Consider the following 26,624-nt stretch of genomic DNA (forward strand, 5'->3'; position numbering starts at 1 on the left):
GTGGACGCCCGATGCCGTACCGCTCACGCATCCACGACAGTACGCCCATGCACATCCGCGCCTGGCCCCACGAGGAACGTCCCCGCGAAAAGCTGCTGGCACGGGGTGCCGGCAGCCTCAGCGACGCCGAACTGCTGGCGATCTTCCTCGGCTCGGGCCTGCACGGCCGCGACGCCGTCGCCACGGCGCGCGAACTGCTCGCCCAGCATGGCCCGCTGCGTGTCCTGCTGGAACGCCCCCCGTCCGAGCTGACCACGCTGCCCGGCCTGGGCCCGGCCCGCGCCTGCGCCCTGGCCGGGGCACTGGAACTGGGCAACCGCCTGCTGCACGCCTCGCTGGAACGTGGCGACGCCGTCAGCGATCCGGAGGCCGCCGGCCGCTATTTCGCGCAGCGGCTGCGGGGACGGCGGCAGGAAGTGTTCGCCGCCCTGTTCCTCGACACCCGCCACCGCGTGCTGGGGTTCGAGGAACTGTTCCAGGGCTCGGTGGACAGCGCCGAAGTGCATCCCCGCGAGGTCGCGCGGCGCGCGCTGGCCATCAACGCCACCGCCCTGATCGTGGGGCACAACCATCCCTCCGGATGCGCAGAACCGTCCGCCGCCGATCGTGCCGTCACCCAGCGCCTGAAGCAGGCGCTGGCGCTGGTCGAGGTGCGCCTGCTGGACCATTTCGTCGTCGGCGACGGGCCGCCGCAGTCGATGGCGGCGCGTGGCTGGGTCTGAACGGCCGGAGCACCACACCGGCCTGAACGCGACGATCCCACGCAGAGACCGGGAAAACCTAGAATAGGCGGTTCCCACGCAACACGACGGTCTCCCGTGAAAGCTTCCCTCCGCGCCTTGATCGCCCAGGGCATCGACGCCCTGCGCTCCGCCGGCACCCTGCCGGCCGACACCGCCACGCCGGATTTCGTGGTCGAGCGCCCCAAGACCCGCGAACACGGCGACTTCGCCACCAATGCCGCCATGCAACTGGCCAAGGCCGCGCGCAGCAATCCGCGCGCCATCGCCACCGCGCTGGTCGCCGCATTGCCGGCCAGCGACGAGGTGGCCAAGGTGGAGATCGCCGGCCCGGGCTTCATCAATTTCCACCTCAGCCCCGGCGCCTACCAGCGCGAAGTCGCCACCGCGCTGGCGCAAGGCAGCGCCTATGGCCGCAACGGGCGCGGCGCGGGCCGCACGGTGGGCGTGGAATACGTCTCCGCCAACCCGACCGGCCCGCTGCATGTGGGCCATGGCCGCGCCGGCGCGATCGGCGACTGCATCGCGCGCGTGCTGGCGGCCAACGGCTGGAACGCCCAGCGCGAGTTCTACTACAACGATGCCGGCGTGCAGATCGACAACCTGGCCAAGTCCACCCAGGCGCGTGCGCTGGGCAAGTCGCCCGACAGCGAGGGCTGGCCGGAAGACGGTTACCGCGGCGACTACATCGCCGACGTCGCTCAGGCCTACCTGGCCGGCGACTCGGTCGAGGTCGAAGGCCACGTGGTCACCGGTGCGAAGGACCCGCAGGACCTGGACGCCATCCGCCGCTTCGCCGTGGCCTACCTGCGCCGGGAGCAGAACCTGGACCTGGCGGCGTTCGGCGTATCGTTCGACCGCTACTTCCTGGAAAGCTCGCTGTACGCCGACCACAAGGTCGAGGAAACCGTGCGCAAACTGGTCGCCTCCGGCCACACCTACGAAGAAGGCGGCGCGCTGTGGCTGAAGTCCACCGACTTCGGCGACGACAAGGACCGCGTGATGCGCAAGTCCGACGGCACCTACACCTACTTCGTGCCGGACGTGGCCTATCACCTGTCCAAGTGGCAGCGCGGCTACGAGCGCGCCATCACCGAGCTGGGCGCCGACCACCACGGCTCGCTGGCCCGCGTGAAGGCCGGCCTGCAGGCGCTGGGCGAGGGCATCCCGCCGGGCTATCCCGAATACGTGCTGCACCAGATGGTCACGGTGATGCGCGGTGGCGAGGAAGTGAAGCTGTCCAAGCGTGCAGGCAGCTACTTCACCCTGCGCGACCTGATCGAAGAAACCAGCGCCGACGCCACGCGCTGGTTCCTGATCGCGCGCAAGCCCGATTCGCAACTGACCTTCGACATCGACCTGGCCCGCCAGCAGAGCAACGACAACCCGGTGTTCTACGTGCAGTACGCGCACGCCCGCGTCTGCAGCCTGCTGCGGCAGGCCGGCGAGAAGGGGTACGCCTACGACCAGGCCAACGGCCTGGCCAACCTGGCGCGACTGGACGACGACACCTCGCTGCAGCTGATGGTGGAGCTGTCGCGCTATCCGGAAGTGGTGGAGGCCGCCGGCGATGCGCTGGAGCCGCACCTCGTGGCGCAATACCTGCGCGAGTTGGCCTATGCTTTCCACACCTGGTACGCCGGCACGCCGGTGCTGATCGACGATGCGGCCGCGCGCGACGCGCGCCTGGCCCTGGCCCTGGCGGTCCGCCAGGCGCTGGCCAACGGACTGGACCTGTTGGGCGTCAGCGCGCCCGAGAAGATGTAAGCGGAGAAGCAGTACATGGCAGCAAGACGCGGCAAGAACCAGGCCACCCGCAATTCCGGCCACGCCACCCCCGCCTGGGTATGGCTGGTGCTGGGCCTGTTGATCGGCCTGGCGGTGTATTTCATCGTGCCGGGCCTGGGCAAGAAGGACGGCGACAGCTTCTTCCGCCCGCAACCCAACCCGGACGCGCAGCCCGCGCCGATCGACAGCGCCGACGTGGAAGCGGTGGTGCCCGAGGCGCCCGCCGGCGACGCGCCGGCCACCGCCGCGACGCCCGACGAGGCCGGCACGAAGGAAACGCAGTACGACTTCTACACCCTGCTGCCCGGCAAGGAAGTGCAGATGTCCGATGCGGAACTCGCCGCCAGCGCACGCGAGGAAGAAGCCCGCAAGGCACGCGCCGCGCTGAGCGGCCAGTCGACGGCCGTCGTGCCGACGCCTGCCGGCAACGACGCCGCACAGCCTGCGCCGATCGACGAGACGCCGACGCCCCGCGCGACCGCGGAAACGCCGCGCGCCTCCGACACCGCTCCGGCGCCCAAGCCCGCCACCACGGTGGCCGGTACCGACAGCGGTGCGCGCTACATCCTGCAGGCCGGCGCCTTCGGCGCATCCGGCGATGCCGAGGCCACCAAGGCCAAGATCGCCATGCTGGGCCTGAGCGCCCGCGTGGAATCGGCGCAGATCAACGGCAAGACCGTCTACCGCGTCCGCATGGGGCCTTACGGCACCGCCAGCGAACTGGCCGAAGCCAAGCAGAAGCTCGCCAGCGGCGGCCTGCCCGCGATGGCGGTGAAGGCGCAGTGAGCCGCCTTCGGCCCTGGCAGCGCATGGTGCTTGCCACGGTGATGGTGCTCGCCGCGCTGCTGCTCGCGTCCTGGACCGCGTCGCGGTTCCTGCCGCCCGCCTGGCAACAGATGGTGCCCACACCACTGGGCTACCTCGCCCCGGTCAGCTATCTGGTCACCACCGCCTGCATGGCGCTTGGCGGGGCCATCGCCGGGCGGCGTTTCCTGGTGGTCGCACTGGGCCTGACGTTCGCCCTGTGGATCGCCACCTTCGTGCTGTTGGCCAACATCGCGCTGCCGGCTGCCGATGGCGGCCACCCGCTGGCGGCCATCTTGCGCATGAATGCCGCCAGCGCCGTGCTGTCGCTCGCCGCGGCGGCGCTGGGCACCCACCTGGGTACCCGCTGGCAGGCGCTGCGCGCGACCGCCTGACCCGACCCTCTTCTCTCCTGCCGCAGGATCGCCCATGACCCGCACCGCCCTCATCACCGGCGCCACTTCAGGCTTCGGTGCCGCTGCCGTCCGCCGCTTCGTGGCCGCCGGGTGGCGTGTCATCGCCACCGGACGCCGCGCCGATCGCCTGCAGGCGCTGGTGGACGAACTGGGCGCAGACACGGTGCATGCCGCCGCGTTCGACATCCGCGACGAAGCGGCCCTGGACGCCGCGCTCGCTGCGTTGCCCATCGCCTTCCGCGACATCGACCTGCTGGTCAACAACGCCGGACTGGCGCTGGGCACGGCGCCGGCGCAGCAGGCGTCGCTGGAGGACTGGCGCACGATGATCCAGACCAACGTACTGGCCCTGGTCACGGTCACCCGCCGGCTGCTGCCCCAGCTGGTGGAGCGAAAGGGCGCCATCATCAACATCGGTTCGATCGCCGGCAGCTACCCGTACCCGGGCGGCAACACCTACGGCGGCACCAAGGCCTTCGTCCGCCAGTTCTCGCTGGGCCTGCGCAGCGACCTGCACGGCACCGGCGTGCGGGTGACCGACATCGAGCCCGGCATGGCCGAGACCGAGTTCACCCTGGTGCGAACGCATGGCGACCAGGCCGCGTCGGACAAGCTGTACGCCGGGGCGCAGCCGATGACGGCCGAGGACATCGCCGAACAGATCTTCTACGTCGCCACCCTGCCGCCGCACCTCAACATCAACCGGCTGGAAATCATGCCGGTGACGCAATCCTTCGCCGGCTTCCAGGTCGCGCGCGATGCGTAGAGCGGAGCTTGCTCCGCTGCTCTCCGGACGCTTCCCGTGATGCCGGTTCCTCGCGGGTCGAGCAGGCTCGACTCCACGAGGTCCGGGGCACGTACCCTCAACCCAGCGGTTCGTCCGACAGGTAGGTGTAACCGGTGAGGCCGGCTTCCAGTGCCGCGGACAGCGCCGTGGACTCCTCGGCGGACAGCTTGGCTTCTTCCACGCGGGCGCGATACACCGCACGCAGGTCGTCCAGCCTGTAGCCCACGTAGTCGAGCATCACGTCGGTGGTGTCGCCGCGGCGCTGCTGGGTGATCCGGTAGCCGGTGCCGGCGTCGGCGCTGACTTCCACCGCATCGGTATCGCCGAACAGGTTGTGGATGTCGCCGAGGATTTCCTGGTACGCGCCCACCAGGAAGATGCCCAGGCGATAGCTTTCGCCGGGCTTCAAGGCATGCAGCGGCAGCGAGGAATCCAGGCCCTCGTTCTCCACATAGGTCTTCACCATGCCGTCGGAGTCGCAGGTCATGTCCGCGATGATGCCGCGCCGCGCCGGCGCCTCGTCCAGGCGCTCGATCGGCACGATGGGAAACACCTGGTCGATCGCCCACACGTCGGGAATCGACTCGAACACGCTGAAGTTGACGAAGTACTTGTCGACCAGGCGCTCGTTGAGTTCATCCAGCAGGTCGCGGTGGCTGCGCTCGTCGCTGCTCAGGCGCGCGCGCACGGCATGGGCGATGGCGTAGAACAGGTCGTCGATGCGCGCACGGTGGACCAGATCGATCTGGCCCAGCGCATACAGCGACAGCCCTTCGCTGTGGTGGTGCTGGGCCTCGTGGAACAGCTCCACGGCCGGCCGCGTATCCAGCTCGCCGTGGATCTCGCGCAGGTGGCGGATCACCGCCGGTTCGTCGTCGTGCGCCGGCGGCACGCGGCCTTCCGGCGCCTGCTCGACTTCGGACACGTTGACCACCAGCACGGCGTGGTGGGCGGTCATCGCGCGGCCACATTCGGTAACGATGCGCGGCGGTGCCAGGCCGTGCTGCTCGCAGGCTTCGGCCAGCGGCTGCACGATGTTGCTGGCGTACTGGCCGATGCCGTAGTTGATGGAGCAGTAACTGCGCGAACGCGTGCCTTCGTAGTCGATGCCCAGACCGCCGCCGACGTCGACATGGCTGATGCTGGCGCCCAGCTTCGACAGCTCGATGAAATAGCGCGTCGCCTCGCGCATGCCGTTGGCGATGTCGCGCACGTTGCTGATCTGCGAGCCCATGTGGAAATGCAGCAGGTTCAGCGTGTCCTGCAGGCCCACCTCGCGCAGCTGCTTCCACAGGTCCAGCACCTGGCGCGGAGACAGGCCGAACTTGGCCTTGTCGCCCCCGCTGTTCTGCCACTTGCCCGCGCCCAGCGTGGCCAGGCGCATGCGCACGCCAAGACCGGGCTTCACGCCCAGCGCGCGCGACTCCTCGATCACCAGCGCCAGCTCGGACGGCTTCTCGATGACGATGAAGGTCTGCAGGCCCAGCTTGCGGCCGATCAGCGCCAGGCGGATGTATTCGCGGTCCTTGTAACCGTTGCAGACGATCAGCCCGCCCGGGCGCGACAGCGCCAGCACGGCCATCAGCTCCGGCTTGCTGCCGGCCTCCAGGCCGAAGCCCTCGCCCGCGTGCGCAGCCAGCGTGCCGGCGACGCCGCGGTGCTGGTTGACCTTGATCGGGTAGACGGCGGTGTAACCGCCCCTGTAGTCCCAGTCGGCCTGCGCCTGCGCGAACGCGGCCTGCAGCCTGCCCAGGCGATCGCCCAGGATGTCCGGGAAGCGCACCAGCAGCGGCAGCTGGGCGCCCTGCGCGCGGGCCGCGTCCACCACCTCCGGCAGCGGGATCGCCGGGCCCTGCGCGCCCTTGGGCGACACCACGATGCGGCCGGCAGCGTCCACGTCGAAATACCCTTCTGCCCAGTGCGGGACGGAGTAGGTCTTGCGGGCGTGGTCGGTGGACCAGGGCATGGCGGTTTTCCAGGGCAGGCGAGCGGACGCGCATTCTACAGGCTGCGGTCACACGGGTCCGTTACAATGCGCGCCCGCGCCGAAGCTCCTTGCCCGCCGGAGAGGGAATGGAGGGCGGGGATCCGGCGCAAGCCGCATCGCGCGGACACCCCCGCGCACATCGCACCCGGCGCTGCGCGCCACCTTCTTCCCAGGGGAGAAGGAACACCACCCGCCTCAAGGACTTGCCATGACCGCCAACGACACCTGGTTCATCGAACACTTCTCGCACACCGGCTCGGCCATCGGCTTCCGTACGACCGGCAAGCTGGACGAGGTGCAGTCGCCGTTCCAGAAGATCGAGATCTACGACAGCACCGACTGGGGCAAGCTGATGGTGATCGACGGCGCGATGATGTTGACCACGCGCGACAACTTCTTCTACCACGAGATGATCAGCCATCCGGTGCTGTTCACCCATCCGGCGCCGAAGCGCGTGGTGATCATCGGCGGCGGCGACTGCGGCACGCTGCGCGAGGTACTGAAGCATCCGGGCGTGGAGAAGGCCACGCAGTGCGACATCGACGAACAGGTCACGCGCATGGCCGAGAAGTACTTCCCCGAGCTGTGCGAGTCCAACGGCGATCCGCGCGCCGAGCTGCTGTTCGACGACGGCGTGGCCTACATGGCCAACTGCGAGCCGGGCAGCGTGGACGTGGTCATCGTCGACTCTACCGATCCGGTGGGCCCGGCCGAGGGCCTGTTCAACAAGGCGTTCTTCGAGAGCTGCTACCGCGCGCTCAAGCCCGACGGCCTGCTGGTGCAGCAGTCCGAATCGCCGCTGGCGCTGCTGGACCTGATCAAGGACATGCGCGCCGAGATGGGCAAGGCCGGCTTCCAGTCGTTCAAGACGCTGCCCTTCCCGCAGCCGTGCTACCCGACCGGCTGGTGGAGCGTGACCCTCGCCAGCAAGCAGGCCGGCTTCGATTTCGCCTTCCGCCAGGCGGATGCGGCGGCCAAGCCGTTCGACACGCTGTACTACACCGCGCACCTGCACACGGGCGTGCTGGTGGCGCCGCCGTTCGTGGCGAAGGCGCTGGGGGAGTAAGCGACCTGCCGCCCGAGAAAAAAGCCCCGCGATGCGGGGCTTTTCTTTGACCTCTACGGCTTCAGTCCGCGGTGAACGTCAGCCAGCGAGGCACTTGGTAGTGGCGCGCCTGCGCGAGCAGGCAGGCCGCCATGATCAGACCGAACAGCGCTCCTGCGCTCAGCGATGTGGCAAGCACCGCGACGAAAGGCTTGCCCTGCCACGACCAGAGCGCCAGCCACATGGTCAGGCCCCAGAAAACGGCAAAGAACCCACCCATCACGAAGGCATTCACGGCGAAGCCATTCATGTGGGGTGGCGGGACCCGGACGCCCGCTTTCCACAACAACCGGAACATCGGCGGCGCATACGTGCTGCGTCGGATGCCGGACCTCTCCAGCCAGGCAAGCGCTTTCACCAGGCGGCCGTCGAACTGGCTGGGCTGCGTCATGCCGGGACTCCGTTTTCAGAGCGCATCCGCATCCAGTTCGCCGGTCCGGATGCGCACCACCCGCTCCAGGTCGTAGACGAACACCTTGCCGTCGCCGATCTTGCCGGTGCCGGCGGCCTTCACGATGGCTTCGACCACCTGCTCGGCCTGTTCCTCGGTCACCGCCACTTCCAGCTTCACCTTGGGCAGGAAATCGACCACGTACTCGGCGCCGCGGTAGAGCTCGGTGTGGCCCTTCTGCCGGCCGAAGCCCTTCACCTCGGTGACGGTGATGCCGGCGATCCCGGCTTCGGCCAGCGCTTCGCGCACGTCGTCCAGCTTGAACGGCTTGATGATGGCCATGACCATTTTCATGCAGGATCCTCCCGTGAATGCTGGGTGCAGGATAACGCGCCGCGACGGACCGCGGTTGCGGCCATGGGGCCTGTCGCGGTTCAATGGCCGCCTCGCCGCCCGGATTTTTCCGACAGTGCTGCGCAGCGATCCCCGATGGCGCGCCTCCCCGCACGCCTCGCAAGCTCGATGCACTGCCGGAGACCAGACATGATCGACCTCAACCACATCGACGACCTCGCCCGCCGCCTCAGCCAGCTGGTGCCGCCCGGCCTGCGCGACTCGCAGGAAGAACTGCAGCAGACCTTCAAGTCCGCGCTGCAGGCCGGCCTGGCGAAGCTGGACCTGGTGACGCGGGAGGAATTCGACGTGCAGCAGGCCGTGCTGCTGCGCACGCGCGAGAAGCTGGAAGCACTGGAACGCACCGTCGCCACGCTGGAAGCCCAGTTGGCCGACAAGCCCGCGCAGTCCTGATCCCGCCGCCATGAGTCTGGCCCTGGTGAACAGCCGGGCACGGGCGGGCGTGTCCGCGCCACCGGTGCGTGTCGAAGTCCACCTGTCCGGCGGATTGCCATCCACGCAGATCGTCGGCCTGCCGGAAGCCGCCGTGCGGGAGTCCCGCGACCGCGTTCGCGCCGCCATCCTGTGCGCGCAGTTCGAATTTCCCACGCGCCGCATCACCGTCAACCTGGCGCCGGCCGACCTGCCGAAGGATGGCGGGCGCTTCGACCTGCCCATCGCGCTGGGCATCCTGGCGGCCAGCGGGCAGATCCGGCGGGAGGCGCTGGCGGACTACGAGTTCCTGGGCGAGCTCAGCCTGACCGGCGAGCTGCGCGCGGTGGACGGTGTGCTGCCGGCCGCGCTGGCGGTGGCGGCCAGCGGGCGCACGCTGGTGGTCCCCGAGCCCAGCGGCGCCGAGGCCGCCCTGGCGCGCCAGGGGCATGCGTTCACCGGCCGGACCCTGCTGGAAGTCTGCGCGCTGCTGGAAGGGCGCAAGGCGCTGCCCGCGGCCGTCGCCCCGCCGCCGCTGCCCTCCACCGTCCCCGACATGGCCGACGTGCGCGGCCAGGTGCATGCGCGGCGAGCGCTGGAAGTCGCGGCCGCAGGCGGGCACCACCTGCTGCTGATCGGGTCCCCTGGCTGTGGGAAAACGCTGCTGGCCTCGCGCCTGCCCGGCCTGCTGCCCGAGGCCAGCGACGCCGAGGCCATGGAGAGCGCCGCCATCGCCTCGGTCAGCGGACGTGGGCTGGACCCGGCCCGCTGGCGCCAGCGCCCGTATCGCGCGCCGCATCACACCGCCAGCGCGGTGGCCCTGGTGGGCGGGGGCGCGCAGCCGCGGCCCGGCGAGATTTCCCTCGCGCACAATGGCGTGCTGTTCATGGACGAGCTGCCGGAATGGTCGCGCGCCGCGCTGGAAGTACTGCGCGAGCCGCTGGAATCGGGCACCGTCACCGTCTCGCGCGCCGCGCGGACTGCGGAATTCCCCGCCCGCTTCCAGCTGGTGGCCGCCATGAATCCGTGCCCGTGTACACATAACATGGAGAGGTAACCTGATACGCCTAACATGTGCTATATGGACATCGGGCTTTGCGGTTCAGCATCCTCTGACACTACTGGGAGAAGGCGAGTGGCAACCCCCGTGACGACGAGCGCGGCCTCTTAGCCGTTCAGGTCTCGTCTGCGCTGTACACCTATGCCAGTGGCTGCGTGAGTGTCGCGTACGACTCCGGAGAGCCCGACGAGGAGGGGCGACTGTGCTGCGTAGCATCTGCGCCGACCTTCAATCCCCTATCGCTGGATGTAAACTGGCGGACAATTTCCGTCAAACTGCTAGATCGCATTTTTGCTATCCCATCGGCTCAACGAATAGTCAACGAACGTCTCGGCTGGGAAGCCGAGAACGATTTCGAATATCCAGTTCTCTCTCGCCAGATCGAATACGGAAAACTAGCATTGAAGGCCTTGGACATCGCTCGCGACCTACGCCGAGCTGCCGACCTTCCTCCTGATCCGGATGGCGCGATCGATCTGATGTCCAGTATGAAGGCGTTCGTGCCAACTCTTGAGGCTAAGCAGGCAGAGATTGAGCGGCGGAACCAATCGCCCAGCTTCCCGTAGGCCACCGTCATTGCGCCGGTGGCTCCTCTTCTGCCCTTGGATTCAACCGATAGACGCAACAGTTTGTCGATACCACTCTGTACGCTGCGGGACCCAGTCAGGCCGGATTGTTTGCCTGATCCGGCAGCCCTAAGATCAAGCCCTACCTAAGGGGATAGCCCCTACGGGCACTGAGCTCAGCCCACGCCAATGGGCGGTGCAGCGAGTCGCAACTCATCCTTGCCTTGCCCTACCCGGCTGGATGAGCGCATTGCCAGTACGGACCGCGCCATTGTCCCCGCAGGTATCCGTCGGCCGCTACCTGGCAGGCCGCGGCGTAATGCCCATTTCTCACTGTCACGGGCCTTTTGCTAGTGCGCCACGCTGCTTCTGCCTGCAAGACGATCGCCCCCTTGCCATGCTGAGAACTTCCTGACGAACGGTCGCCGGACCGTGTCCGGACCATGAAGACACGTCCGTTGGAAGGTTCGAGCCGCGTAAAGGAATACCGACATGCGAGTGCGCTGGAACAATCGCTGGGCCCCATCTCTAGTCGCAACGGTTCCAATCCTGTTGGCAGCCACCATTGGAACGGGATGCTCCACGACGCCGTACAAGGAAGACATCGCGACGTTCAAGACCAGTGTGGACGCGGCCACGACCGCATTTGAGTCGCTCGACAAGCGTGCGTCCGCAAGTCTGGAAGCTGCACGGGTGCGGAAGCTTGCCCGGCAACAGCCAAACGTGGATGTCGGTTCTGAGTGCAAAGCTTGGGTCGGCGGTGTCGACCAGCAGATCCAGGCAGATATAAATTGCCTTGCTCGATGGGCAGAACACCGGGCTGCTGGACGACCCGAGGCAAGCCCCCTACCTGTGATGGCGCCAGCGACGCGGTGAAGCAAGGCAAGCCGCTGTATTACGACTTTGGTCCCCTGAAAGAGAGGGAGGCCAAGGCATGCTCATTTCAGCTTGAAGGCAAGGATGGAGCGCCGGTGGCTGTGGAGGCGCCGCTGACATCTTTAGTCGAGGAAACGCCCAAGCTGTCCCGTTCCTTGCGCGGATACGCCGGTGCGCTGGCTGACATCGCTGATGCAGCCGACAAGGAAGCGCTGAATAGCTCCATTGCATCAGCCAAGGTCCAGATGACGAGCCTTGCCGAAGTAGTGAACAAGAAGAACGGCAACAGCTCAGCCACAATCGGACCGATCAGCGAACTCGTTGGCACGTTGCTTGTTGTCGCGCTCGAGCGGCGGCGACTCAAGGCCTTGCAGTCAACTACTGCCGAGGCTGACGAGCTGGTTAGAACAGCAGCATGGCTGCTTTCAAATGCATCTGTGCCGATGACACATATTGAAATCGGCCAGGCAAAGAAAACGTTCGTGGCCACCATTCCTGGATCACGAGCGGTTAGCGGGGAAGAGGAGTGGAAAACCCGATATGCAGCGTCCATTGAGGCAAGGTCCAAGTACTTGGCCACCTACCAGGACTCGCCGATTTCCGCCTTTCAAGCCATGGCCGATGCCCATACCAAGTTGAAGGAAGCCCTGGCCGATCCAAAGCGACAGTACGAGGCGGTCAAGATAGCCATAGCCGACTTCGCGGCCAAAGCAGAGGCGGTAAAAGATGCCATTGACGCCTCACAAGAGGCTGCAGAAGCAGACAAATAGTCAGAACGACCCCACCAGGGAGGCGCCATGAGTACAGGAATCAGGCCATCGGATGTCGTGAGGAGCGCGGCCGACGAGATCGGCAACTGCATGGCGGTTGTACGCTCTAAGGCTATCAACGCAGAGGGTTCGGACCGCGAGAAGCTCTTTGGCGCCTACGACGATCTGCTGACCCGACTGCAGGAGTTGGTTCATCAGGATCTCAAGGCCATCGACCAAGACCCGCAAGTCCAGCAAGTCATTACCAGACTCCTGGTCCTGAACCAGCGTCTTGCAGTAGCCAAACGTGAGATGCTCGCGGCAAAGACCGTCATAGACCGCACCAAGAAAGTGCTTGGGTGGGCAGATGAGATCCTTCGTCTGCTTCTGCCATCAACCGCCGACGTTTAGGGTCAGATCAGCCACCTCGAATCCGGGAAGGGCGACCATGAAGAAGAAGCACCTCTACTCAGCGATAGCTCTAGGCGTGGTTGTGGCGGTGCTGTGGCTACTTTTGCCCAAGAAGGACATGTGCGCGGACACCGTTCGTGGCTACAAAGAAAGCGCGGACGCATCGTTGAGCGCGATACGCTCCGGCTACGATAGCCTTAGCGCCAAGCTCAAGCGTGAGGCGAGCATTGAAGTCCCGCCAATCCGCGATCTGGACGCGGCGAAGTTCTCCGCCTTGCGAGCCTGCGACGTCCAGTGTCAGCTCCTGACGCGTTGCCTACGATTCGTCGTATTCAAAGCCCCCTCTGCAGCGTGTCCAAAAGAGTACAGCGATCTGCAGGAGACACAGAAGCGTGCCGAGCAGATGCTTGAACGCCTCTCTAATGTCAAAGGCAAAATTGACGCCGCGGCACAGCAAGCGCCAGCCATCGCGCAGGCGGCGGCCGAGGTCCGTGAGCTGGAACTGACCTCGGGCGCTACCGGAACGCGCCTGGCACAGGCTCAGATGAAACAGGAGACCCTGGAAGCCGATATGATGGCTAAGGTTGAGCAGATTGCTGCCGAGCTGGCGGAGCTACAGCTCACGGAATGAAATGCTATGCGGCGAGCCTGTTCATGGAGTGCTTGGTGCTTTGCATGGGCACGGTTTCCCAAGCAAAGGCCGCAGAGATCTTTAGCCCTACCGTATGCGCGCAGAGGGTTTCAGATAGCGACGCGACAGCCATTATGCAGGCCGTCTTCAATGACAAGTTCACCGAGCTTGTGGATTCTTATCGTAAGGCGAGCAGCCACAGCCCCCCATTGACGGAAGCGTTCGTCGAAAAGAATAGAGGCCTCGCATTTGCCATTTGCGACAATGAGGGAAGCTTCGACTCCACGTCCGTGTATGGAACAGGGGTAGTCTTTGACCTCAAATTGATGGCCCTTCTCATGGCGCAGGCGCGCGCCCTCATTTTCGGGGCATCGGTTTCACCGAGCGACCCACTGGCGCTTCACGACAGTTTGATGAGCGCTTTCATCGACAGCGGGAATGATCGAAGCATCAACCCGCTTCGGCAGGTAAAGGATGACATGATCGTCGCAGGTGTGACCGAATCCCAGTACTCCGATCTCCTGAATGACCCGGCAACTTCCGAGCGCGTGTCGGTCCTGTTCCTTGCTTCGCTCAATTTCCTGAGCCTTCACGAACGTTGTCACTTCGGCTTGGACCACGGTCCTAAAGTTGCGGCCATACGTAATCAGAGTGCAGACAGACGCCCATCGCTTCGTCACCAGCTGGAACTTGACGCCGATCGATGTGCCCAGGCCATCATCAACGCAGACGAGTCGCAGTTCACTTACTCGCCCATCGCCTATTTTGGTCTGGCGATGATCGTGACAACTCAGGTGATTGTCTCGGCGTTCGCAGCTTCCGCCGAGACCACCAGTCATCCTTCTGCACGGACCCGCTTAGACATGGCGCAGAGCCAGGCACTTCAATATCTGGATGGCCAGTCCGGTCCGGTCGTTGACGTCTACCGGGACACGATCCGTGGCTTTGGGGATCACATGGAGAAGGTGGCAGCCTCCGCAGATCGACGCCGTGCATCACGACGGGGTGTAACGGGTGCTCCCTAGCGTTGCAGCATCACCTCTTCGGGCAAGTTGCCCAAGTCAGCTAGGGGACATGACGCGCGCGTCCCTGACCCATGTATCGGATCGACCAAGGAGCCGAGCACCAGGAGCTAGGGCCGCGCGAGGCTCATGCTGACGCGTTGATTGATCAAGCCCATCGTCAAGCGCAAGTAACAATCCCAGCTGTAAGGCCGCGATCCGCCTCAAGCTGGCTATGGGGAGGTCTTTGAAAGGGTCTCGCGGAACGGTAGGCGCAGTATCTCGAAGGTAAGGCGTTGACTAGCTATGGCCAGAGCCTGATTTATTTGTTCCGCCGTGGCATCGGACGGGAGGCTCTCACGAACCTGTCGGATCGCCTCGAGAAACCGCGCTGTGTGTTGTCGGCGCAGCACTTCTTCTAACATCTCATCCATTGCCGCTTTGAATACCGCATCATCAGGTCTTCCACTCAGCGGATGTGTTTGCACGTAAGGTTCCGGATCAAACTTCTCGGTCCGATTTTTGCCCGTGCACGGATCGATGCAGTATCTACTTCCGACCGAGGGTCCTGACCAAGCGTCGGATAAAACCGCAGTCACTTGGAAGGTTCCATACAGGGTCAACACACCGACAACTTTCTTGGTTTCTGCACTGGCCGCCACCAGGGCGATATGGCCAAAGCGGAATTCGGACGGGACCTCGGGCACCTGCATATTCAGCCATGGCTCGACGCGGTAGCCGAGCTCGTGCCGTCCCACGATGTAGCCGATCGCCTCATGAAAGGCGCCTGAGCGGATCCGTTCGGGATTGACGCAAGTCGCAAGCTGGCTCAACAACATCTTTGTAGCACAGCGCTTGGCCGGACTCTCGAACGACAAGTGGAAGTTCAACTCCGGTGCGGGTGTGGAGATGAGCTCGTACTCGGTTTCCGCTTCTATGGGTCCGTCGAACTTTTGAGAATAGTTGGCCCGCAAGCGATCAGCCTGCTCCATGGAATTGGCGCGACCCCGAAGGATGATGCGGCCATCTTCGGTGGCGCTTTCCTCGATGGTCGCCTTCCTGAGCTGGAACTTTCCGCCCGGCGCCACTTCCAATGCCGCCCCGTCCAGTCTCTGGTCCGTGGTGAGTGTAGGTGCTGTGCCCTTCCGGTCACGCTTGATGTCGAAAAGATTGCCTAACGGGGCAAGGGTGTTTGCTAGGACGTCATCGATCTCACTGCCCAGCCGCGCATTGCAGTCGCTGCAGCATAGATTGCGGGTTCCCTTTCGCCCGCCCAAGGCTGCCAGAATGACGTGTTCGAGTGAACCTTTGCCAATTGGAAAGCGCGCTGGCGCCTCTGGCGGGCAGTAGATGCAGGTAATCATCATTGCGGGGCTTGGTCAGTCATACATAGTCACTACTAGGTGTGGCTGGATCTGCTCAAGTCAACCGTAAACTTTCGACGCTCGGGAGTTCATCGGGTTCAAGCCACCGTCGCCGTTTCAGTGCGTGGCAGCTGGACCAGCGCGTTGAGATATGGCTGCAAGTAATTACGTAAGCTTGGTGAAGCGGACAACAAAGTACGCCTCTTGGCCGTCGACCACATTGGCGCCGCCAGAGACCGAACGATAGAGACACTTGTTCCGCTGATCAGCGTAGGCGATGTACTTACGTTTTGCCGACTTGATCTTGCCGTCATCAAGTGGGTACACGCTGTAATCATCAATGCTCTTCGCTGACCTGTCGGCGTTACAGTAGACCAAGCGCTTATCCAGATTCTTTAAACCCTCAAGCTCACGAATCGCCGCCTTGAGCTTCTTGTCCGTAGTCTTCTGGCCCAGAGCCGTGATCTCATCACGGAATCGCATCACGGTCGGATCAGAAATGACAAACGTGAACCGCTTCTCGGCGTGGTAGACCGCTGCGGAGATGCTGGACTTCGCTTCTACGTTATCCAGCGATTTCCACTTTTCACCGTTTCGAACGAGCAATTCCACGCCATAAGGAACCAATTCGCTGGGAGGACGCTGCGTGCCAATCCTGCTGAGGTCGGCCGTGATCGCGTGCTGCACCTGGAGCGCATAGAGCGGGCGCAAACGGCCGACGCGCTGCCACTTCGAGTGCCGTCCCCGGATACTTTTGATGTCCTTAGCGCCCCAGGTGACGAGCCTCTTGATCTCCCAACCAATTTCCAGCTGAGTTCCCACATCGACGGGGTGCGGAATAACTAACGGAGCAATGCCACCCTTCAAGGAGGGAATGGGCGATGCAGTGCTGAGCTTGGACACCTTGCCCTCGCACAGCAGGATCGTGCGATCTTTGACCAACACCTCGGGACGCGCGAGGTCGCAGGCAGGGGTGGCAATGACCATGGCGGTTTTCGGAACCGCGCCTGCCTTGCAGTCATCTGTCTTGAAGAAGACATCGCCCAAGTAGAAGTATCCATCTTTCGGGCCTCGCTTGGCCCTTTCCTCGCCTGACAGTCGCTCTCTCGCGTGAATCACGTTCCCGGAGTAGACCTTGCCTACGGAGGGGCGAAGGGCGAACCGCGAACGCGGCAAGTTATCCCGATTCCAACGGTCGATCTCATTGGAAAGACCCCAGACGCGGGGGTCGGACTCTACTTCGTAGTTGAGGTACTCCAACGCAAGCTCGGATACATAGACACCGAGCGGCACCTTCTCGATGCCCGTAGTGTTGGCCTGAAGCACCTTGTAGTCAGCAATATCTAAGTCTAGAAAGGCGTTCTCCATGCGGTCGGCCGCCTGCTTGATGGCATCCACGAAGCCAACTACGGCCGTGCGTAGCCCGCGCAGATGCAGCAAAGTCAGGGCATAGTTTCGCAAAAGCTCATCCAGCCGGATCTCCTTTGCGATCAGGGATTTCTTCAACGGCTCGAACTGGGAGACAAAAAGCTTTGCCTTCTGGCGGAACGGCTCGGCCGTTTCTTCCAATGTCTTCTCAAGCGTCGACATCAAGAAAACAAAGCGCTGTGCTTGGGGGTGTATCCGTTCGATCTTCTGATAGACCTCCAGCGCATCCTCTACACCCACCTTGCCGCCGGCTGTATCACGCAAGTGCAGATCCAAGAACAGGAGCTGCGCGTCTGCCGCACCCGTGAGGTCCGCGTCCACGCCATATGTCTCAACCGCAATGCCATGGGTTTCGAGACGCTGCTTCAGCAACTCCACGTCACTCAACTTGGTTCGCTGGAGATCCAGATAGGTTTCGAATGCACGCTCTGCCGCCGGTGCGAAACGGGCGCGTTCGGCAAACAGAATTCGGGTTCCATCCAAAGACGTCAGGTAGGCGATCAGCTGCTGGTCCTGATCGGCGCCATCAATTTCCGCCCCTTCCTCGAGTTGCACATTGGCTTGCAAAAGCACGAGCAAATCCGTGTACTGCGTATCGTCCAGATCGTTGATCACTGTCTGGGCGCTTGCGCTTTGCAGCGCTTTGGTCGGCGCCGGGTCGTAGGCGTCATCAACAATGATGGCGCGTTGAATTCCTGCTTTCGTAAATGCTTCGCTGACGCTCATCTCTAACGCCCTTCCTTAAGCTCCAACTCAAAGATGTTGTACCTTCCGTCCCGGATGGCCCCCTCATCAACAAGCGAGAGGCTGCCACCAAGCATCTCGGCACTCTCCCTGGCGATGTACAGGCCCAATCCCTTTCTGCGTGTCTCACTATCGGGTCGCGTTGAGAAGAACGCTTCGAACACTACGTTCACGCGCGGCGGGGGGATGCCTGGCCCATTGTCCCAGTACCGCAGTCGCGGGGGATTCTCCAACATATCAACGTGAATCTCGGGGACGACGTGCGGGTGCTCTTCCCGCCAGACATCGAGCCAGTAGATGGAGTTGTTGATGAGGTTCTCTAGGATCTGAACTACATTGCCTTCCGACACGAAGGCCTTGATTGTCTGGCCGCTGGCAACATGGTTGACCACGTTGACCTTGTGCCGTTTGAACTGGGCCGAGTGTCCATCCAGGACATAGGCAACGATCTGAGCAATATCCTGAAGGCTACGTCGCTGGCGCGCAGGAACTGATAGCGGCTCTAACGCCGCCAAGCGTTTTTTGATAACCCCTACCTGCTGCGAGAGCGTTTTCAAGGCCGCAGACGTTGAAGCGTCCAAGGAGCGAGACGGCACGGACTTGAGCGTCTTCAGTGTGTCTTCTGTGGCACGCGCCAGCTCGTGTGCCACGACTTCCGTCATAAGACCGATACCAGCTAGCTGAGTAAGCCTTTCCTTCTGGTTTTCCACGGTCTCGATGTGAGCCACCGCACGCGCGTGAGCATCCTTGATCTCGAGAAAGGCGTCCGTGACTTCCTGAAGCAAAGACGTATCGCCCGTGAACTCACGCTGGATCGAACGCAGGGATGTCTTTGCTCGGCGCTCCAGCGAGTCAACCGTGCTCACCTCTTTGTGACTGTCGTAGTCAGCGGCTGCCGCGCTCTTCTGGGCACGTGTGGCCTCTGTCAGGTAGGCACGCCACCATCGCTCGATCACGTCGTGCAGAATTCCGGCCAACGCGACCTTCTCGGGCGTTTCGGTAAGCCCCTGGCGATTGGTCTGGTCGACCAGCTGGGGGTTCTGGAGACGGCCAATTCGGACACGGCCGATGATCTGCTTGGTATTTAGCTTGTAGCCTCCAGAAGCAAGCGCCTTGCGATCCAGCTCAAGCCAGTCATCCCCCTCGTCACCGTAAGGCAGGACACGGTAGCCATCGCGGAACAAGCAGATGCCTGCCCACGCGTTTACCAGTAGCCGCACTTCGTTGCGGTCGCCCACGTTGGGAAGTGCGCGAAGTCGCTGTCGATTGAACCAGTAAAGGTCGAAGCTAAACTCACCCAATCGCGAGAGGACGGTCGGCGGTAGCCCCAGATCCTTGAGGCCCGCCATGGAGTAGAGATCCGTTCGATCGAACTGCTGAAGGGTCTTCGGCCCCTCATAAAGCGAACTCTCCATTTCAATCTTCAGACTTGGGATGCCCTCCTTGTCTACGGAGAACTTACCGATGCAGCGTGCATGCGACTGTGACAGAAGGTCACCGGAGACGGTCCGCATCTTCTCGATTTCCTGACCATTGAACGACAGACGAATCGGGAACCTACGGCCATCCCATGAGAACGGATCAAGCATGCGAGCAATTTGCGTGGCAGCAATCTTTTCGAGAGCCGCCACGGACCAGCTCGAGCGCAAGTCGGAAATGATAATCCTGGTGAACTGCTCACCCTTGGCCTTGGGCCCATCAACGGTGGGTTCTATGATTACTGACGATGCGGGCTTGTCATACGCTTCTTCAAACAGCTGCCAATCAATCTCGAGTAGATTGATACGCTTATCGTGCTCCGTGCCGGTCTCGATTCTCACCTTCCTTCCAAGGCGCATCACGGATAGCCGACCTACGCCCTTTTCACCCAAGTAAGGAGATATTGTCTCGCCACGCTCTTGAGCGCGCTTGACATGCTTGGCGCGGCTGGTCGTTCCAATAGAGAGGTAGATGTCGCTAAGGTCCTCCAGCGTCATGCCCTCGCCTGTATCACTCACCGTGATGGTGTTGCAGGCTCGGTAGGCATCTTTGGCGGCCTTCAACAGGTCCTCAAGGTTCGCAGGCTTGTTTATCGCCGCTCGGAATCGCCTCAGGTTCTCTTCGGGTGCCGTTGCGAGAACGGCATTGAGCAAGGCAGCACGAACGCTCTCCACGCGCTGCGCGTCCGTGCCAGGCTTCTCGGCGAGCGCGATGGCTTGGCTATAATCCGATTCTCGGATGACAATGGCGAATGTTATCGAGACGCCATTCCTGGAACGGGCGTCGATAGAGTTCTTGATCAGCTCGTAGAGCGCGACCGCATCCGATGATATGAGCTCTGCGCCGAGCTGCAAAATGGTCCGTGCGCTAATCTTGAATGCCATGATCCCCGTCTCTGGCAGTGAACTCGATATCGCCTACTTACACCGTGCACACAACGCAACCATCGTCAGTCACGGGCTCTCGCTGTGCCCGAAAGACATCGGCCAAAGACATGTTGTCCTTAGGGCCCGACCGCGACGAGCGCGCCAGCGCATCAGCCTTGATCTGTGCGATTCGCTCCGGCTTGCGGAGGTCCTCCAGCTTCTCGCCATTGGACCAGGTGAACAGGTTGCCGGTCGGCATGTACTCCTTCTCATACTGCGCCGCCTCATCAAAGAGGTCAGGGTAGGTCTCCAGCAGACGGACCCACTCGATTTTCTGTTGATAGAAGCAGAAGAAGCAGCCTGATCGTGTTCGACCCCATCGGGTGTAGGGCGGCATGCCTACCCCAGACTGATGCAGGATGCGAACAATATCTGCGTAGACCAATCCGTCTTCGATGAATGGATAGGCCGGTGTGATGTTGGGCTTGGTGCTTATGTAGCCTTGGCGATCTTCATCGGCCCGAATGCCCACATAGTTCACAACCGTATCGTTGCCGACATAGGCCTCAAAAGGCTTGAGCTTGAGCATCTTGGTACACCAGCGCCGGTGATTGGAAGGAATCATCCCTCCATACAGTTGGTACCAGTGATCGAAACCCTTGTCGGCATTCAACCTGGTTACCGGACGGCCTAGGTAGTCACCGATGCGATCCAGGTATTCGTAGGTCTCAGGCAGTTCCTTGCCCGTGTCGTTGAAGATGTATTCCATATTCGGTACACGATCCCGCATGTATAGCGCGAGCGCGGCACTATCCTTTCCACCTGACAAACTCAAGATGTGGCGTGACTCGCTCATGCAGCCTCCTCTGGGACGTCAGGAAGTTCAACGGAGTATTCAAGCAACAGACGTGCCAGGGCGTACGCCGGCACAGGGAATCGGCCAAGTGCGGTACGCAGATCGTCCATCTGTTCTGCTGGCATCAGACCTTGGGCATCTGCCGGCACCGTAATGAACCGCTCCAGGCCCTTCTGATCCACAACATGGACCGCGACCACGGTGTGATCCGGCCCGGAACGCTTGCCTGTTAACTTGGCCAAGGCGACGACGCGCGTAAGTAGCGTGTAAACCCGACGCAATTCGGCACGGAAGCGCAGCAACGTATCGTCGTGCCACGTCTCCAAGCTACGGCCGCCCAGCAAGCTGGCGAGCGAGTCAATCCATTGCGCCTCGCTGCGCTGACCATCACCGCTTCTCTGGATGAAAGCCTTCAAAGCGTAGTCGACCACTTCGTCCTGGGCCTTGTCAGCCAAAGCCACGACGTGAGACCGGACGGCGGACGGTTCGCGTACACCGACCTCCTCAGCCATGACTTTCAAGATGTTTGTCCGCAGTACGCTCAAGCGTTCGCTGCCCGCCCTAAGCAGATTTTCTAACCGGCTACGAAGCAACTGCAGGTTGAGCTTTGAACCAGCATCAATGGGGCGCGCCTGCTTAAGCACGCCCAAGGCAAGAGGCAGACCGACCGTCAGCAGCTCTACAGGATCACCGGACTTACCTAGGAGCGCCAGTGCCGCACGATGCGTCACATCCAGATGGGTTGTGTTGAGCGTGTGCTCCGGAAGGCTCAAATACCATTCGTATAGACGGCGCGTAAGCTCTGGAACCGTTGCGGTCAAGGTATCGCCAGGAATTTGCGCTGACAGGACGTCACGATAGACTTCCAGTGCCGCCAACGTCGTCGATTGAGCGTGCACCATATGCAACTCAAACGTCTCTGGACGCTTGATCAAGCGCGCGATATGGCTGTCTTCCAACTGGGTGATGTAGGTGCCACGCTCGCGCAGGATTACGTTATGGCGCTGCACACACAAGAATGCGCCGATCAGCAGGAGTGCCACACTTTCCCGCATCCCGAATGGGGGCGCGGCAAAGTAGGTCAGTACATCCTTGGCGCTGACCAGTCCCTTCTCCTCCAGCATGTCGTGCAGCGCAGTCCAGGCCAGATGCCAGTCATTGCCCTGCGGGGGCTCCTGGAAGCCCCAGTCGCTTCCCTGCAGCGTGTGCAGACCAGAATCCTTCAGCACCGACAAGTAGATTGCTTTCTCAGGCGGGGTCTGGTCGATGCCTAAGTTCTCGACGTGGGCCTGAGTGAACATACGCTCGAGCAGGCGCTGTCTCGCCGCGGCCGCCGCGGTCGATACTACGCTGCGATTAATAAGCTCATTTCGCACCTTGGGCGCTTGGGCGAAGCGATGGTCGAAGATCTGCGACAGCTGGCGATTGAGTTCGCGGCCATCAACGATCTCGAGAGCCGCGCCCAAGTGCCACCAGCTAGCGTCCCGACTACCCTGCGTCGGCGATCGCAGGTCAGCGAGGCGATGCACCAGCGCATTAGTAAGACGATGCACAGATTGGCGAACCTCATTGCGTGCATAAGTGTCCACGCGCAGATCGGCGCATTCGCGCTCCAAGCGGTTCCATGCCGACAGCTCATCGGCCAGCTCAAGGTCATCTTCAGTGATACGACGCAGGGCGAGCAACCGCCCTTCCGGCGCCGCAGCACTCAACTCCTCCAGGCGCTTGGCGACAGCCTTGTATTCCTGATCGGGGTAGCACGGAACCACCAAGATCTCGCCGTCGCTGGTCAGCGGAGCGGACACCAATTTAGGAACATCCTGGAGGTCTTCTACCAAATGCACATGGGCGGTACGCAGCGTGCCGGTCGTCAGATAATGCCGGTGGGCGACCACGGGGCGCGGTGAAGGCAGCAGGTCGATGAGATTACCCAGGCGCGCGAGCGGAGGCGTTGCTTTGCGTACGCGCGCTAGCTCACTGGCGACATCCACGCTGCTCTGAGGCCAGAGGCACAGCTCTTGCGTAGCCGGACGGACGTACAGCAACGACTTTTGCACCAGCTTGGCGATAGCATTCCGGACGCTCTCAGAACCGGTCTTATCCGCCACAGCGAATGCAACGAGTTCGGCGGTGATAGAAATGCCCGACTGAGGCTCCAACAGGTTAAGCAAGCCCACCGTCTTAAGGCATTGAACCTCAACCTCTTCATACACCGGCGCAGCGCGAAGCACCTCCTGCAGCAGTGCCCAGCGCTTGAGGCGATCTTCATCGAGCGTGCGAAGCGAGCCCTGCGCCAGCATCCAGTCGCACAAATCATGGACACGGTACCAACTACCGGCCGCCAACGGACGACGGCCAATGAAGTCTTGCAGCGCGAAGGGTTCGGAGGCGAGCAGGAAGGAGAAAGTGGAGCGCTCGTTCTGGCCGAATCGTCGGAACAGCGCCACGGCGCTTGCGAGCGCCATCGGATGGAACGGATACAGGTGACTGGTTTCGGCCATGCCGCCAGGCAGCAGGTTGGATTCCAGCACGCCCAACTTGACCGCTTGGGTGTAGAGCGCCGTTGCTCGTGGCCCGATGCCAGCACGCTTGTATGCACCCGCGTCTGACTCCATGGCCTGGGCCAGCAATCGGGCGGTGCTTTCGAAGGATTGTGCAAACGTGACGTCTTCGAATCTCTCTGCAACCTTGGCCCATTCCAGGCCTGAGCGCTTGTCGCGCCGTCCAGCCGCATAGTCTTCAAAGCGTTGATGCAGAATTCCGACCATGGCGACCGGAATGCCACGTGTACGGCCACCGCACTCTTCTGCCAACGCTTGGAAGAATGAAGCGTCGATATCGGTTTCTGGCTCAGATGCGTACTCAAGCCAACGGCCCATCTCATCAACCAGAAGCAGAAGACCTTCGATCGCATTGACGCCCCCGGCAAGATAGCTCCGGGTTTCCGTCAGCAATGCAAGCACTCCTGCGGGATCCTTTTGTCCCTTCTCGCGTGCGGCAATGAATGCCGTGAGACGCTTAAGCAGCTGCTTTTGCGTTGGAGTGCTGCGTCGCTGACCAACATGCTCCAGCAACGCGTTGGCCAGCGCGATGCTTGCGTCGCTGCGCGTACCGGTGATTACCACCACCTCGTAGCGCGGCACCTTCTTGGCCAGTGCCAGCAGTTCCGGACTGGCCTCATCAAGCAACCTGCCCACCGCCGACCGCTTGTTGATCGGGCGAGTAAACAGGTTGGACAAGAACAGACCGAAAGCGGATTTGCCGCTGCCGTAGCTACCGGTGATTCGCCAGGCACGCTGGGAAGAGCTGGCCATGAGGCCTTGGCACAAGCGCGATAGCGCATGACGGACACTGTCCGTCATCAAGTATCCGTCCAGCGCATGGGCGTCGTTCAAGTCGCGCCCGATATTGACCGCGCGCACGTAACGACTACGTACCGAAAGCGCGTCTTTGATCAAGGGAACGGGGGGGATGTTCTTCATACGTATTTGATCGCCGCTTTGGCGCGATGGACATCGGCGGTCTGCAGGACCACGGCGCGTCGTTCAATGTTGTCTGTAAGCTGCACAATGCCGCCCGAAACTTTCTCGGCCGCCTGAAGCAGGTACCAGAGGCTGCCTTCGTCCAGCCGCAAGGTAAGGCCCGGACTGGCGAAATCAGTCAGCAACGCTCGCACAGCGATGGTCTTGTCGTGAGGGGCGCGCAATTGCCAATAGTCGAGCAGGATGCGCAGGAAGGTGATCGGACTGAGGTGCCGCCAAGGCCCGCGCGCGAATTCGATGAGCTCATCGCGATCACCGGCCGGCGAGAGCCGGACCAGGCCCAGTTCCTGCAACGGGCAGCCCAAGCTCTCTTCAACTGTTTGCCCCGTCGTGATTACCGGAGTGGCATAGCAACTCAGGAAGATGTCCACATGCTGGCGGATCGTGGTAGTGGAGAGCTTCTTCTCCAGCTCCGCGGCGCGGCGCTCCACCCGTTGCAGCAGGAAGCGCCGCAGGATTTGCCGTTCGGGAATCTCGAAGAACGCCACTTCCCAAGCTGCTAGATTAGCCGTGGCAGCCAGGCGCCAATGCAGTAGCCACAAGCTGCCGACATCTTCTAGGTAAGGGTCTTCGCCTTGGCAGGGATCCAACAACCAATGTGCGAACGCAGTGGGAGCTGGAGTCGAGCGCGGACTGTCGTCCATCAGCCCGAAGGCCTGTGCCCAAAAGCGCACGGATTTGACCATGTTGCGCCCGATACCCAGTTCGACCATGACCACTTCGTCATTGCGAATCAGCTCTGGACGGTGCACCAGCAAGTCGTAAAACTTCGGCAGCCAGCCATAACGGCACGCGAACGACTCGTGACCGGAGAAGCGCTCTCCCGAGGCCCTTTCCAGTAAAGCGGGCGCGGCAACTTCAAGCATTTGATTTAAAAGCCTTTTTGTCGCGGCGTCCTGCCGAAAGGCTCCGCCGCCTTAACCGGCAGTATCGATCTTTGGCTCCTCGTGAGTCAATGCTGCGGCACCACGAGGAGGACTAGCCGCGTAGGCGCGCCGCAGCCTGCGAAATCAGCGCCACAGCCTGATCGACCTCTTCCGGGGTGGTCATCCTGCCCAGCCCAATACGCACAGACTGCGACGCCTGCTCCAGGGACAGGCCCAAGGCCCGCAGGACCTTGGATGGCTCCGGGGTCCCCGCGGTGCAGGCTGATCCCGTGGAGATAGCCAGATGCGGCAGCATCAACAACAGGCTGTCGGCATCCACGTCGTCGAAGCGCAGGTTGAGGTTGCCCACCCAGCGGTAGTCGGCGCTGCCGTTCAGATGCACACCCCCAACGTGAGCAACAAGCTGTGTCCACAGGCGCTTACGCAGGTCTGCCAGGCGGGCGACTTCGGACGCCCTTTCCTCCTTCATCAGGCGGGATGCCTCTCCGAACCCAACGATGAGAGGGGTGGGCAACGTGCCAGCGCGCAGTCCACCTTGTTGACCGCCACCGGTGACTTGCGCGCGCATTAGCGAACGCGCCGCCGCACCGACATATAAAGCACCAACGCCTTTGGGACCGTAGATCTTGTGCGCTGAGACACTGAGCAAATCGATGCAGTCACGCTTCATGTCCAACGGCACGCGACCGAAACCTTGGGCAGCATCGACATGAAAGAGAACGTCGCGTGAGCGGCACAGTTGCCCCAACTCCGCATAGGGCTGCACGACGCCGATTTCGCTGTTGACCGCCATGACGGAAACGATGCGGGTGGTCGGCCGGATAGCGGCGTCCACAGCCGCCACATCAATCAGCCCTTCTCCATCCACCGGCATCAACGTAGTTGCGTGCCCCTCTTCTTTGAGAGCCGCCAGCGTGCCGAGCACGCTCTGATGCTCTGTCACCGCGCTTATGAGATGGCTTTTCTTGCCGACAGGTAACGTACCCCGGAGTGCTAGGTTGTTGGCCTCCGTGGCGCCGGAGGTAATAACAATCTCGTCGGCTGTCGCGCCGATGACATCGGCGATACGGGCCAACGCCACATCGATGGCGGCTTGCGCCTGGATGCCGAAGCTATGTTCCACAGAATGCGGGTTGCCGAAGTGCTCGGTAAAGTAAGGCAGCATGGCATTCACCACACGCGGATCAACCGGCGTCGTAGACTGGTAGTCAAGAAAGATGCGATTCATCGAGCCTGCCCACCAACACCCATCGAATATCCCATTGCGGTATCCACTGCCGCGCAGCCTACATCAAGGCGGCACAGATCTTCCAAAAAAGGC

General features: G+C 62.5%; 22 protein-coding genes and 1 pseudogene. 13 read left to right on the top strand and 10 right to left on the bottom strand.

Going from position 1 to position 26,624, the window contains the following annotated elements; translation table 11 throughout:
• The first annotated feature begins 47 nt into the window (after positions 1 to 47).
• The 5 genes from radC (at position 48) to MUU77_RS17300 (ending at position 4,514) form a co-directional block, all read left to right on the top strand.
• Complete coding sequence (gene radC / locus MUU77_RS17280) at positions 48 to 722, top strand: DNA repair protein RadC (protein WP_245089533.1); 675 nt, start codon at positions 48 to 50, stop codon at positions 720 to 722.
• Between the two features lie 96 nt (positions 723 to 818).
• On the top strand, positions 819 to 2,507 hold the full coding sequence (argS, locus tag MUU77_RS17285; RefSeq protein WP_245089536.1) for an arginine--tRNA ligase: 1,689 nt from the start codon (positions 819 to 821) through the stop codon (positions 2,505 to 2,507).
• Between the two features lie 15 nt (positions 2,508 to 2,522).
• Positions 2,523 to 3,314 (top strand): SPOR domain-containing protein, encoded by a 792-nt coding sequence (locus MUU77_RS17290; RefSeq protein ID WP_245089539.1) that lies wholly within the window; start codon positions 2,523 to 2,525, stop codon positions 3,312 to 3,314.
• Complete coding sequence (locus tag MUU77_RS17295) at positions 3,311 to 3,727, top strand: hypothetical protein (RefSeq protein WP_245089541.1); 417 nt, start codon at positions 3,311 to 3,313, stop codon at positions 3,725 to 3,727. The genes MUU77_RS17290 and MUU77_RS17295 overlap by 4 nt, the downstream gene beginning before the upstream one ends.
• Positions 3,728 to 3,761: 34 nt before the next feature.
• Complete coding sequence (locus MUU77_RS17300) at positions 3,762 to 4,514, top strand: SDR family NAD(P)-dependent oxidoreductase (protein WP_245089543.1); 753 nt, start codon at positions 3,762 to 3,764, stop codon at positions 4,512 to 4,514.
• A 97-nt stretch (positions 4,515 to 4,611) separates the two neighbouring features.
• Here the strand turns inward: MUU77_RS17300 and speA are convergent, their stop codons facing one another.
• Positions 4,612 to 6,501: an arginine decarboxylase gene (gene speA / locus MUU77_RS17305; RefSeq protein WP_245089545.1), complete on the bottom strand. Its 1,890-nt coding sequence runs from the start codon at positions 6,499 to 6,501 to the stop codon at positions 4,612 to 4,614.
• Between the two features lie 229 nt (positions 6,502 to 6,730).
• Here speA and speE point away from each other — a divergent pair, with 229 nt between their 5' ends.
• Positions 6,731 to 7,588 (top strand): polyamine aminopropyltransferase, encoded by an 858-nt coding sequence (gene speE, locus MUU77_RS17310; protein WP_245089547.1) that lies wholly within the window; start codon positions 6,731 to 6,733, stop codon positions 7,586 to 7,588.
• A gap of 61 nt (positions 7,589 to 7,649) precedes the next feature.
• Here the strand turns inward: speE and MUU77_RS17315 are convergent, their stop codons facing one another.
• Together MUU77_RS17315 and MUU77_RS17320 are read right to left on the bottom strand one after the other, a co-directional pair.
• The gene (locus tag MUU77_RS17315) at positions 7,650 to 8,018 is read right to left on the bottom strand and encodes a DUF6404 family protein (RefSeq protein WP_245089549.1); all 369 of its coding nucleotides are present in this window, start codon (positions 8,016 to 8,018) and stop codon (positions 7,650 to 7,652) included.
• Positions 8,019 to 8,033: 15 nt separating this feature from the next.
• Positions 8,034 to 8,372 carry a P-II family nitrogen regulator gene (locus tag MUU77_RS17320; protein WP_162110819.1) on the bottom strand — a complete coding sequence of 113 codons (339 nt, stop codon included), beginning with the start codon at positions 8,370 to 8,372 and terminating at the stop codon, positions 8,034 to 8,036.
• Positions 8,373 to 8,561: 189 nt separating this feature from the next.
• Here MUU77_RS17320 and MUU77_RS17325 point away from each other — a divergent pair, with 189 nt between their 5' ends.
• The 7 genes and pseudogenes from MUU77_RS17325 to MUU77_RS17355 all read left to right on the top strand — a co-directional run bounded on the left by MUU77_RS17325 (position 8,562) and on the right by MUU77_RS17355 (position 14,161).
• Entirely contained in the window at positions 8,562 to 8,825 is a 264-nt protein-coding gene (locus tag MUU77_RS17325; protein WP_245089551.1) for an accessory factor UbiK family protein, read from the top strand.
• Between the two features lie 10 nt (positions 8,826 to 8,835).
• Positions 8,836 to 9,879: pseudogene (locus MUU77_RS17330) on the top strand (YifB family Mg chelatase-like AAA ATPase); the annotation flags it as partial.
• Between the two features lie 179 nt (positions 9,880 to 10,058).
• On the top strand, positions 10,059 to 10,469 hold the full coding sequence (locus tag MUU77_RS17335) for a hypothetical protein (RefSeq protein WP_245089553.1): 411 nt from the start codon (positions 10,059 to 10,061) through the stop codon (positions 10,467 to 10,469).
• An 872-nt stretch (positions 10,470 to 11,341) separates the two neighbouring features.
• A complete protein-coding gene (locus MUU77_RS17340; RefSeq protein ID WP_245089562.1) occupies positions 11,342 to 12,115 on the top strand; it encodes a hypothetical protein in 774 nt (257 codons plus the stop codon).
• Between the two features lie 27 nt (positions 12,116 to 12,142).
• On the top strand, positions 12,143 to 12,505 hold the full coding sequence (locus tag MUU77_RS17345) for a hypothetical protein (protein WP_245089565.1): 363 nt from the start codon (positions 12,143 to 12,145) through the stop codon (positions 12,503 to 12,505).
• 37 nt (positions 12,506 to 12,542) lie between these two features.
• Entirely contained in the window at positions 12,543 to 13,136 is a 594-nt protein-coding gene (locus tag MUU77_RS17350; RefSeq protein ID WP_245089568.1) for a hypothetical protein, read from the top strand.
• A complete protein-coding gene (locus tag MUU77_RS17355) occupies positions 13,133 to 14,161 on the top strand; it encodes a hypothetical protein (protein ID WP_245089571.1) in 1,029 nt (342 codons plus the stop codon). Before MUU77_RS17350 ends, MUU77_RS17355 begins: the two co-directional genes overlap by 4 nt.
• 209 nt (positions 14,162 to 14,370) lie before the next feature.
• On the opposite strand, the gene MUU77_RS17360 is transcribed toward MUU77_RS17355, so the two are convergent.
• From MUU77_RS17360 to MUU77_RS17390, 7 genes are all read right to left on the bottom strand, one after another.
• On the bottom strand, positions 14,371 to 15,501 hold the full coding sequence (locus MUU77_RS17360; protein WP_245089574.1) for an HNH endonuclease: 1,131 nt from the start codon (positions 15,499 to 15,501) through the stop codon (positions 14,371 to 14,373).
• 165 nt (positions 15,502 to 15,666) lie between these two features.
• Positions 15,667 to 17,655 (bottom strand): hypothetical protein, encoded by a 1,989-nt coding sequence (locus MUU77_RS17365; protein WP_245089576.1) that lies wholly within the window; start codon positions 17,653 to 17,655, stop codon positions 15,667 to 15,669.
• Positions 17,656 to 17,657: 2 nt separating this feature from the next.
• Entirely contained in the window at positions 17,658 to 20,036 is a 2,379-nt protein-coding gene (locus MUU77_RS17370) for an ATP-binding protein (protein WP_245089579.1), read from the bottom strand.
• A 37-nt stretch (positions 20,037 to 20,073) separates the two neighbouring features.
• Positions 20,074 to 20,874 carry a phosphoadenosine phosphosulfate reductase family protein gene (locus MUU77_RS17375; protein WP_245089581.1) on the bottom strand — a complete coding sequence of 267 codons (801 nt, stop codon included), beginning with the start codon at positions 20,872 to 20,874 and terminating at the stop codon, positions 20,074 to 20,076.
• Positions 20,871 to 24,356, bottom strand: a complete 3,486-nt coding sequence (locus MUU77_RS17380; RefSeq protein WP_245089583.1) for a hypothetical protein — start codon at positions 24,354 to 24,356, stop codon at positions 20,871 to 20,873. Before MUU77_RS17380 ends, MUU77_RS17375 begins: the two co-directional genes overlap by 4 nt.
• Positions 24,353 to 25,282 (bottom strand): DUF4007 family protein, encoded by a 930-nt coding sequence (locus MUU77_RS17385; RefSeq protein ID WP_245089586.1) that lies wholly within the window; start codon positions 25,280 to 25,282, stop codon positions 24,353 to 24,355. The genes MUU77_RS17380 and MUU77_RS17385 overlap by 4 nt, the downstream gene beginning before the upstream one ends.
• Before the next feature lie 112 nt (positions 25,283 to 25,394).
• Positions 25,395 to 26,531, bottom strand: coding sequence for an aminotransferase class V-fold PLP-dependent enzyme (locus MUU77_RS17390; RefSeq protein WP_245089589.1), 1,137 nt, complete (start codon positions 26,529 to 26,531; stop codon positions 25,395 to 25,397).
• Positions 26,532 to 26,624 lie beyond the last annotated feature (93 nt).

The organism is Pseudoxanthomonas sp. F37, from assembly GCF_022965755.1.
GTDB lineage: Bacteria > Pseudomonadota > Gammaproteobacteria > Xanthomonadales > Xanthomonadaceae > Pseudoxanthomonas_A.

What these genes read in the sequence shown, in the direction of transcription:
- radC (WP_245089533.1), top strand. Translation starts at nt 48, where the DNA reads ATGCACATCCGCGCCTGGCCCCACGAGGAACGTCCCCGCGAAAAGCTG.
- MUU77_RS17290 (WP_245089539.1), top strand. Translation starts at nt 2,523, where the DNA reads ATGGCAGCAAGACGCGGCAAGAACCAGGCCACCCGCAATTCCGGCCAC.
- MUU77_RS17300 (WP_245089543.1), top strand. Translation starts at nt 3,762, where the DNA reads ATGACCCGCACCGCCCTCATCACCGGCGCCACTTCAGGCTTCGGTGCC.
- speA (WP_245089545.1), bottom strand. Translation starts at nt 6,501, where the DNA reads ATGCCCTGGTCCACCGACCACGCCCGCAAGACCTACTCCGTCCCGCAC.
- speE (WP_245089547.1), top strand. Translation starts at nt 6,731, where the DNA reads ATGACCGCCAACGACACCTGGTTCATCGAACACTTCTCGCACACCGGC.
- MUU77_RS17315 (WP_245089549.1), bottom strand. Translation starts at nt 8,018, where the DNA reads ATGACGCAGCCCAGCCAGTTCGACGGCCGCCTGGTGAAAGCGCTTGCC.
- MUU77_RS17320 (WP_162110819.1), bottom strand. Translation starts at nt 8,372, where the DNA reads ATGAAAATGGTCATGGCCATCATCAAGCCGTTCAAGCTGGACGACGTG.
- MUU77_RS17325 (WP_245089551.1), top strand. Translation starts at nt 8,562, where the DNA reads ATGATCGACCTCAACCACATCGACGACCTCGCCCGCCGCCTCAGCCAG.
- MUU77_RS17345 (WP_245089565.1), top strand. Translation starts at nt 12,143, where the DNA reads ATGAGTACAGGAATCAGGCCATCGGATGTCGTGAGGAGCGCGGCCGAC.
- MUU77_RS17350 (WP_245089568.1), top strand. Translation starts at nt 12,543, where the DNA reads ATGAAGAAGAAGCACCTCTACTCAGCGATAGCTCTAGGCGTGGTTGTG.
- MUU77_RS17355 (WP_245089571.1), top strand. Translation starts at nt 13,133, where the DNA reads ATGAAATGCTATGCGGCGAGCCTGTTCATGGAGTGCTTGGTGCTTTGC.
- MUU77_RS17360 (WP_245089574.1), bottom strand. Translation starts at nt 15,501, where the DNA reads ATGATTACCTGCATCTACTGCCCGCCAGAGGCGCCAGCGCGCTTTCCA.
- MUU77_RS17365 (WP_245089576.1), bottom strand. Translation starts at nt 17,655, where the DNA reads ATGAGCGTCAGCGAAGCATTTACGAAAGCAGGAATTCAACGCGCCATC.
- MUU77_RS17370 (WP_245089579.1), bottom strand. Translation starts at nt 20,036, where the DNA reads ATGGCATTCAAGATTAGCGCACGGACCATTTTGCAGCTCGGCGCAGAG.
- MUU77_RS17375 (WP_245089581.1), bottom strand. Translation starts at nt 20,874, where the DNA reads ATGAGCGAGTCACGCCACATCTTGAGTTTGTCAGGTGGAAAGGATAGT.
- MUU77_RS17380 (WP_245089583.1), bottom strand. Translation starts at nt 24,356, where the DNA reads ATGAAGAACATCCCCCCCGTTCCCTTGATCAAAGACGCGCTTTCGGTA.
- MUU77_RS17385 (WP_245089586.1), bottom strand. Translation starts at nt 25,282, where the DNA reads ATGCTTGAAGTTGCCGCGCCCGCTTTACTGGAAAGGGCCTCGGGAGAG.
- MUU77_RS17390 (WP_245089589.1), bottom strand. Translation starts at nt 26,531, where the DNA reads ATGAATCGCATCTTTCTTGACTACCAGTCTACGACGCCGGTTGATCCG.